The organism is Streptomyces canus (assembly GCF_001514145.1).
Lineage (GTDB): Bacteria > Actinomycetota > Actinomycetes > Streptomycetales > Streptomycetaceae > Streptomyces > Streptomyces canus.
The window spans coordinates 117,618-125,654 of record NZ_KQ948676.1 but is presented as its reverse complement, the minus strand read 5'-3'; the positions used below and the strand labels follow the sequence as shown (position 1 = coordinate 125,654).

At 68.9% G+C, this 8,037-nt stretch carries 8 protein-coding genes and 2 pseudogenes; 4 read left to right on the top strand and 6 right to left on the bottom strand.

The features are described 5' to 3' along the window. Positions 1 to 370: 370 nt before the first annotated feature. Entirely contained in the window at positions 371 to 565 is a 195-nt protein-coding gene (locus AQJ46_RS43820) for a DUF6207 family protein (protein ID WP_059210931.1), read from the bottom strand. Positions 566 to 1,162: 597 nt separating this feature from the next. On the opposite strand from AQJ46_RS43820, the pseudogene AQJ46_RS57825 reads away from it, so the two are divergent. After that, positions 1,163 to 1,438, top strand: a pseudogene (locus AQJ46_RS57825) (DUF6262 family protein); the annotation flags it as partial. Here AQJ46_RS57825 and AQJ46_RS55745 read toward each other — a convergent pair. The 5 genes from AQJ46_RS55745 to AQJ46_RS43795 all read right to left on the bottom strand — a co-directional run bounded on the left by AQJ46_RS55745 (position 1,397) and on the right by AQJ46_RS43795 (position 5,131). Then, positions 1,397 to 1,723 (bottom strand): hypothetical protein, encoded by a 327-nt coding sequence (locus tag AQJ46_RS55745; RefSeq protein WP_059210930.1) that lies wholly within the window; start codon positions 1,721 to 1,723, stop codon positions 1,397 to 1,399. The pseudogene AQJ46_RS57825 and the gene AQJ46_RS55745 sit on opposite strands and share 42 nt — an antisense overlap. Positions 1,724 to 1,744: 21 nt before the next feature. Beyond that, positions 1,745 to 1,870, bottom strand: coding sequence for a hypothetical protein (locus AQJ46_RS58605; protein WP_263972907.1), 126 nt, complete (start codon positions 1,868 to 1,870; stop codon positions 1,745 to 1,747). Between the two features lie 120 nt (positions 1,871 to 1,990). Continuing rightward, a complete protein-coding gene (locus AQJ46_RS55740; RefSeq protein ID WP_159064165.1) occupies positions 1,991 to 2,872 on the bottom strand; it encodes a hypothetical protein in 882 nt (293 codons plus the stop codon). Positions 2,873 to 2,937: 65 nt separating this feature from the next. Then, on the bottom strand, positions 2,938 to 3,954 hold the full coding sequence (locus tag AQJ46_RS43800; RefSeq protein ID WP_059210927.1) for a WD40 repeat domain-containing protein: 1,017 nt from the start codon (positions 3,952 to 3,954) through the stop codon (positions 2,938 to 2,940). Between the two features lie 196 nt (positions 3,955 to 4,150). After that, complete coding sequence (locus AQJ46_RS43795; RefSeq protein ID WP_059210926.1) at positions 4,151 to 5,131, bottom strand: FAD-dependent oxidoreductase; 981 nt, start codon at positions 5,129 to 5,131, stop codon at positions 4,151 to 4,153. 109 nt (positions 5,132 to 5,240) lie between these two features. Between AQJ46_RS43795 and AQJ46_RS43790 the strand changes: the two genes are divergently transcribed. The 3 genes and pseudogenes from AQJ46_RS43790 to AQJ46_RS43780 form a co-directional block, all read left to right on the top strand. Then, the gene (locus AQJ46_RS43790; protein ID WP_063803925.1) at positions 5,241 to 6,152 is read left to right on the top strand and encodes a LysR family transcriptional regulator; all 912 of its coding nucleotides are present in this window, start codon (positions 5,241 to 5,243) and stop codon (positions 6,150 to 6,152) included. A gap of 162 nt (positions 6,153 to 6,314) precedes the next feature. Continuing rightward, positions 6,315 to 7,121 (top strand): discoidin domain-containing protein, encoded by an 807-nt coding sequence (locus AQJ46_RS43785; RefSeq protein WP_059210925.1) that lies wholly within the window; start codon positions 6,315 to 6,317, stop codon positions 7,119 to 7,121. 400 nt (positions 7,122 to 7,521) lie between these two features. Beyond that, positions 7,522 to 8,037, top strand: a pseudogene (locus AQJ46_RS43780) (RNA-guided endonuclease InsQ/TnpB family protein); the annotation flags it as partial.

The window sequence follows — 8,037 nt, the reverse complement described above, 5'->3', positions numbered from 1 at the left end:
TGACCGGCGATTCTGGCGTTGACCACGAGACTCGTGGACGGTGCCGGGGATGCGGCGGCGGCAGAGGTCGACGCCGCGGTGCCGGCCAGGAGGAGTGCGCTCGCGGTGATGGCCGTGAGGCAATGGCGGGTGTACATGACGCCCCCTTATGAGACGTCGGGGACTGGTGGTCATAGTATGAGACATATGTGAGGGTCGTACGGTTGCATGCTTTGGCGAATGATTCTCATGTACTGGAGTGCGATGGCCGACCTCGACGGACCGCCTGATCCTTGCAGGCGTGAGTGCTGGCGGCTGCATCAGGCATGCCGCCAGCCCTGACCATGGCCCCGACCACGGCTGCCAGCCGGGCGTGGTCACGGCCGCAGTGCTACGAGCCGGGCTCCTGGCGCAGGTCCAGGAAGCAGTGCAGCCGTGCACCGGGCTCGCCGGGTTTCCGGGGCGTACGGTCCGCCGGTGTGATCGCGCACCGAGCGGCGAGCAGCTCCTGGACCGCGAGCGCGGTCTCGTCATCGGTGGCCGCGGCCACCACAGCCAGGCCCGGCTCTGCCACGTGCGCGTCCAAGAATCTCCCTCATGCCTGGCACGACGCGCCGGGGCCCGCAGCATTCTCCGGTCCTGGCGTCTTCTAGGTGTTGCGGTAGAGGTGGCGCTGGGTGTTGCGGTAGAGGTCGTCACGGCGTCCTGGAGTCCGCCCAGGTCACGGCGGGCGTTCGGTGTGGTCGAAACGTCGGCGCGAAGACCGGGTCCGCGGAGGTCGACGGCCAGAAGAAGCCGAACGGCTGGTCGCTGACATCCCGTTGCGACCCCCTTCGCCTGTGCCCTGGCTGGAGTTGAGGAGGGGGAGGGTGGGCTGGGCGGCGCGGACGCGGTCGGGGAGCGGGGCGCCCTCGCAGGGTTGCGCGCCGGGCGGGACTTGCACGCGAGGGCCGCCGACGGTGCGGCGGCCGTGGTCCTGCGTGTCTTCGTCACTGAGGCCCTCGCTGAAGCATGCGAACTCGGCGAGCTCCGGGCCGAGAGACTTCTATCGATCGCTGCTGCACTTTCACCAGTTGAAACCCGGCAGCCGCAGAGCCTGACGGGCCGGTGGCGGCCCCTACACCTGCGTGCTGTCTGACGGCTCGCGCCTCTTCAACGAGACGCTGCATCGCAGCGTCGTCGGATGACCCTCGCCACCGTCCCCGCACCGCGCACGGCCCCGGCCCTGGCAGCCCGCCGTCAGGGAACCGAAGCAGCCCTCCAGCGCGTTTACGAGGCCATCGCCCGACTGCGATGGGAGAAGGCCCCAGTCAGCGTCGCCGCCGTCGCCCGCCGAGCAGACGTCTCGCGCACCTTCCTGTATGACAACCCCGACGCCCGGGCCGCCATCTCTGCGGCCATGACGGAGGTCGGCGGACTACGTGCGGGGATCCTCGTCGAGCAGGACGACGAACGCGAGACGACCTGGCGCGAACGCGCGCTGAACGCCGAGGACGCCCTCAAGGACGCCCACGCCGAGATCCGCACCCAGCGCACCTGCATCGGAGAACTCCTCGGCCAGATCCGCGACTTGGAAGCCGAATGGACCGAGGAGGCCATCCAGCGGATCACCACCGAGAACACCATCCTCAAACAGCGGGTCCGGCAGCTCACCGCCGACAACCGCACCTTCGACGAACGACTCAAGGCCGCCCGCTCCAACCTCCGCTTCCAAGACCGCCGCGTCGCAGACGTCGAGGCCCAACTCGCCTCTCCCGACAGCTGGTCACACCCAAGCAGACACCTCGTGGCGGATGGCGGCATCGGCCAGCCGTCCCGGCTCGAAGACCGCCATCACCACGAGGAGCTCAGGTGTGAGGGCGCCCCAGAGCTTCTCAAGGAGCTCGTTCAAGCGCCTTGCCGTCCGCTGGGAACGCCGAACCGAGCTCCACGATGCGTTCGTCTCGTTGGCGTGCAGCCTGATCTGCTGGAGGTGCCTCAAGAGGAGCCGGCCATCATCCTTTTACGAGCTCTACGCATGCATCGCGGTGGTGAAGTACCACACCAGGAAGGCCGCCATGGCGAGCGTGACCGGCACGCCGAGCAGGAGGCGGAGCAGCAGGATCAGGGTCCTGGCCCACGGTTGTGCCGGCCCCCTGGCGAAGTCGGGTCTGGCAGGGTCGTAGGCGATCCTCTTGTCGGGCGCCGACGCCGGGCCCGTACGTTCGAATGTGTGAGAAGTGCCGCTGGTGTCGGTGAACGCGTACACCACGGTTCCCGGGTGGTTGACGTCGGAGCGGGGGTAGTGGCTGGCGTTTCTGGCGTCGGTCGTCACGCCGTAGCGGTGCAGCAGCCACCATGTCACCGTGGCGCGCCAGGTGCCGTGGGCGATGACGCAGCCCATCACGACCGCCGGGAAGCCGCCGGTCCACAACCGGGCGAGGTGTCCGTCGCCCGCCAGCGCGGGGGGCAGCAGGCCGAGGGTGAAGAGGCAGGCGAACCCGGCGCAGGCCCGTGCCTCGGCCGGGGACATGATCGGTAGGCGCTCTCTCTTGGGTGTGAGGGGGCGCTCTTGCGCCTTCACCAAGGCCGCGCCGTCGACGCGTCTTTCGGCCCCGTCCCGTTGTGGGAGCGCCGCGTTGACGGCGTTGACGAAGGCGCCCACTTCCTCGGTGTTGCGGGAGCTGATCGTGCAGACCGTGGTCCGTTCGGCACTGGTGGCCGTCGAGTTCAGCGAGATCGCGGCGGTGGGGCGCCTGTCCAAGGTGACATGCGCGCTCTCGATCGCCTCAAGTGGGATGACCAGTCGGATCCCCGCCCGGTCGAGCACGACGCTCTCACGCCGCAGGTGCGCGGTTCCACCTCTGCCGCGCAACATCGTTTTGGGCGCGGGCTCCACATCTCTGACAGCCATGACTGGGTACCGTCCATGGTCGATCGGGTTGGTTTCCGGGGGAGTTGTGCGTGGCCGGGGCGGGATCACCGGTTGGGCCACAGCCGCACCGTGGCGTCGAGGCCGGCCGAGGCCAGGGTCTTGCCGTCCGGACTGAAGGCCACCGATGTCACCTTGTCGGTGTGGCCGGTGAGGGTGTCGATGGGTGCGACATCGAGTGTGCTCGTGTCCCACAACCGCACCGTCCTGTCATCGCCGCCGGTGGCCAGGGTGTTTCCGTCCGGGCTGAAAGCCACCGTCGTCACCGGGCCGGTGTGGCCGCTGAGCGTGGCCTGGACGGTGCCGGTTGCCGCGTCCCACACGCGCACGATGTTGTCGGCGCTGCCGGTGGCCAGGCTTCTGCCGTCGGGGCTGAACGCGACAGGCTTGAAGCCGTGCCAGAGTGGGGCGTTGAGGGTGGCCGCGACCGTGCGGGTGCGCAGGTCCCACAGCCGCACCGGGCTTTCGGTGAGGTCCGCGCTGCCGATGGCCAGGGTCTGGCCATCCGGGCTGAAGGCCACCGCGTTGACCACTGCTATGCCCTGAATCGTCAGCGTGCTGGTTACGGTGCGGGTGGGCAGGTCCCACAGCCGGGCCGCGCCGTCCCGGCAGCCGGTAGCCAGGGTCTGGCCGTCCGGGGCGAACGCCAGGTCCAGGGTGAGCTGGGGATGGGGCAGGGCCATGCCGGTGTGATCGGCGATGTTCCACAGGGACACGGCGAAGGCGCCGGTCGTGGCCAGGGTCTTGCCGTCCGGGCTGAACGCCAACTTCGTCACGTCTTCGATCTGGTCGGGCCAGGGTGCGGTCGAGGTGCCCTCGGACACGTTCCACAACCGCAGCATGCTGTCCGTGCCCTGGAGTGCGGACAGGCCGGTGGCCAGGGTCTTTCCGTCCGGGCTGAACGCCACGCAGGTGGCGTGGCCGTCGGGAAGGGTGAATACGACGTTGCGGGGTGCGGCGTCGTCGGTTCTCGACTTGATCACCGCGAGCGGGACGGCGACGGCACTCGCCCCGAGCGCGGCGAGCAACAGGGTGCGGCGCCGAACTGTGGCGGGGAGCTTCACCGGCGGCCGACCGGGATGCGGTCGTGTCCCACCAGACGCCGTGGCGGGAGTGGTGATCTCTGCTGGTTCGGTGGATTCCATCGGCGCACACCCAGTCCTTGAGAAGGGGAGCAGTACGAGCGGATCAGTGTGAGCGGGGCAGCGATGCGGGGGCACGTGCGGGGCCGTACGAAGGGGAGTGGCGAGCGGAGGCGGCTCAGCCCGGTCGAACGGCCCGGGCGACCAGGGCGGTCGCGGCGTCCGCGCAGCCCCAGGCCAGGGTGACTCCGGCGCCTCCGTGGCCGTAGTTGTGCACCAGCCGTCGTATCCGGCCGTGAGGGTGCGGGTCGGCCTCCAGGCGGACGCCGCCGTCTCGCCAGGGCCGGAGGCCCACCTGGTGGCCGAGGACCGGGGCGCCGGCCAGTTCCGGCAGCAGGTCGGTGCAGCGGCGCAGGATCGCGGCAGCGGTGGCCGGGGACGGCGTGGTGTCCCATTCGCCGACCTCGAAGGTGCCGCCGAGGACGATGTCCGTGCTGCGGGGGTGGACGTAGGTGTGGCCGTCGGCGTTGTCCTCGTCGCGCAGGGAGGTGTGCAGCCCCGGGTTGGCGACGAGGACCAACTGCCCTCGTGCCGGGTGTACTTCGGTGTCGCCGCACAGGGCGCGGGCGGCCAGTCCGGAGGCGTTCACCACCGCGGGAGCCCATACGCCCGCCTGTTCCAGGGCGTCGATGCGGCGACGGATCAGCGTACCGCCCGCCGTGGAGAAGGTCTGTTGGAGCCAGGGCAGGTAGTGGGCCATCTCCACGGTAGGAACGGTGAACGCCCAGCCTCCGGTGAACGGGCCCTGCACCTCGTCCCCACGCAGGGTGCGCAGGCGAGGGATGGCCGCGGCCCACCAGGGGACGTCGTGACTCTCGCCGCGCAGCAGCATCCGGGTACGGCGCATGACCACGCCGGGCACCCCGTCCACCGCCTGGCGGGCGAACTCGTCGTAGGTGCGGGTGGCCCAGTCCAGTACGCGCGGCTCGAACCGCGTGCGGGTCGGATACCAGACGGCCGCGGCGACGGAGGACGTCGTCTCGCCCGGCGGCTCGGCCGTGAGCACGGCGACGCGCGCACCGGCCTGCTGCAGGCGCAGGGCGGTGGTGAGCCCGATGACCCCGGCGCCGACGACGACCGCGTCGAACCTGTCTCCCATGCCTCCCCCTTGATGGCCGAACCGTGTGCGTTCCACTGTCGGCGGCAAGTTGGCGCACTGTCCAAGACCAGTCATGGCCAGCACCATAAGAATCACTTATCGTTGGGGGATGGACTTGCGGCGGCTGCGGTACTTCCTGGTGCTGTCGGAGGAGTTGAACTTCACGCGGGCCGCGCATCGGCTGCACATCGCCCAGCCCGCCCTGAGTCAGCAGATCAGAGCGCTGGAGCGGGACATCGGCGCTCCGCTGCTCGAACGCGGTAGCCGGGGCTGCCGGTTGACGGCCGTCGGCGAGGTCGTGGCCCGCGAAGCCGGTGAACTGCTGGCCCACGCGGACGCGTCACAGGAACGCATCCGGGCCGCCGTCAGCGGACGGCAGGGACAACTGCGCCTGGCCCTGACGCGATCGGCCCGCGGCGGTCCCGTCGACGCGCTCATCGCCGCGTTCCGTACCCATCATCCGAATGTCGATCTCGTCGTACGGACAGGGTGGACCGCACACAACATCACCGAACTGCTCGCCGGGAAGCTGGACGCCGCCTTCGTCCGTCCCCCGCTGGACAACACGGGGCTGGAGTGCCGGCACATCGCCCGCGAGGAACTCCTCATGGCCGTCCCCGCCAACCATCCCCTCGCGCGCGAACGCAGGATCACCCGCAGCCACATCGCCACCGAACCAGTGATCCTCTGGCCGCGCGAGAACGCCCCCGGAATGCACGACCTGATCACCCGGCAGCTATGGCCCGCCCACGGGCCGCGCATCGTGCGGGAAGAACCCGACGACGAACAACTCCTCCTCAGCGTCGCCGCCGGCACCGGCATCGCCCCGGTGCCCGAGGGACGCGCCCGCGCACTGCGCATACCAGGAGTCCGGCTCAAGCATGTGACCGCACCCATGCCCACCGTGGACCTCGCCCTGGCCCACCCGTCCGCAGAAGCCACACCGGCACTGCACGGACTCCTCAGCCTCGTCGACGCCTTGCCCGGGCCATCGGCTGCCGCCCCATCAACACGTCCATGACCACGCCCGGACAATCCGACGCCGTGGCCCGCCCGGCAGACAAGGCCGTCGAGTGTCAGGCCGGATGAGCGACACCGACCGGCGTCGAGTCAGCGTCACGGACATGTAGTCCATGAATGTGTCGCGGCATCCGGTTTCTGGTGGAGTACCGCCGAAATCCACGTGTACGGATCCTCGAGCGGCACCGGTTCGATCGCGGTCCCGACCGCGGTGCCCAAGGGCCTCCAGCTGAAGACATGGACCAGTCCGGAAGGGACGCAGGTCACCGCGGTGTTCAAGGGCACCGCCGGCAGCCGGGGCTTCCCCGTGTCCGCCGACGGCTCGTACATGTACACCCTGCCGAGCGGGACGTCGGCGATGTTCACCACACAGAAGCTGTCAGGCTTCCCCGCACCGGTCGTCAGCGGCCTGAAGCCGAAGCAAGGCATACCACGTGCCAAGTTCACGATCAGCGGTTCCCATTTCGGTGACGCGCAAGGGCTGGGTACGGTGCGTTTCGGGAAACTCCTCGCCGAAATCGACAGCTGGTCGGACACGAGCATCAGCGCGTACGTGCCGAGCGGACTTCCGGTGGGGACATACAAGGTCTCCGTGAACGGAGCCGGCGGAGCGGACGCAGGTGGAGCCACCTTCGACGGCATAGACCTGGGCCCCGCACTGTCGCGGGCGGGATGGACGGCAACGACCTCGGACACAAGCCCGTACGACGACGGTCCCACCAACATGTTGGACGGCAATTCCGACACCCGGTACAGCTCCGGAACAGGCCAGTACGACGGTCTCTGGATCCAGATCGACATGGGGCAGACGCAGACGTTCGACAAGATCCTGCTGGATTCCGGCAGCAACATCGGCGACTATGCGCGAAGTGCGGACGTGTACGTCTCCACGAACGGAACCGACTGGACCAAGGTCTCTTCCATAGCGGACGGCCAGCGAGTCGAGTCGAGCAGAAATGAACGTCTATAGCTGACCTCGGGCTTTCAAGCGAGGTGATCGATTACCTTGCCCCCGAGGTCGAGAAAGTGCCTCCGGTCAGCGAGAACAGGGATCCCTGACCCTCTTGTTCCCGCAATGGCCGGAGGCATTCTTTGCGTGCGGTGCGGTGCCTGATGCCGCGTCCACGTAACCATCGCCGCAGATGGCCGTGGTCGTATCTCTTGTCGGCGTGGTCGGGTGTCCCGGGCGACTCTAGGACGTCCTCTCATCGGCTCTGTCCTTCGTGGATACGCCGGCCTTCAGGCCGGGGAGGAAGCGAAGCTCCTGCGGAGCAGGGCAGGGGGAGCCGGTTCGCCGGCAGGGCGGACCGGCGTGCGCCGTCCAGTGGCCGACGCCCGCCGCTCGCATAGGGGTTGATACGGTGTGAGGTATGGCGGAGCGGGTCAAGCGGGCGTTCAGGTACCGCTTTTACCCCACTGGCGAGCAGGCGGCTGAGCTGTCGCGCACGTTCGGTTGTGTCCGCCTCGTCTACAACAAGGCGCTCGAGGAGCGCACCCGGGCCTGGTACGGCGAGCAGCGCCGCATCTCCTATGTGCAGTCCTCGGCCGCGCTCACGGAGTGGAAGAAGACCGAGGAACTGGCCTTCCTGACGGAGGTGTCCTCGGTCCCGCTGCAGCAGGCGCTGCGCCATCTTCAGACGGCGTTCGGGAACTTCTTCGCCCAGCGCGCGAAGTACCCGCGCTACAAGAGCCGCAAGAAGTCCCGCGCGTCGGCCGAGTACACCCGCAGCGCCTTCACCTGGCGCGACGGACAGCTGACGTTGGCGAAGATGACGCAGCCCCTGGACATCCGCTGGTCGCGGCCCCTGCCCGACGGAGCCGACCACGGTGACGGTGTCCCGGGACGCGGCGGGTCGCTGGTTCGTGTCCCTGCTGTGCCAGGACAC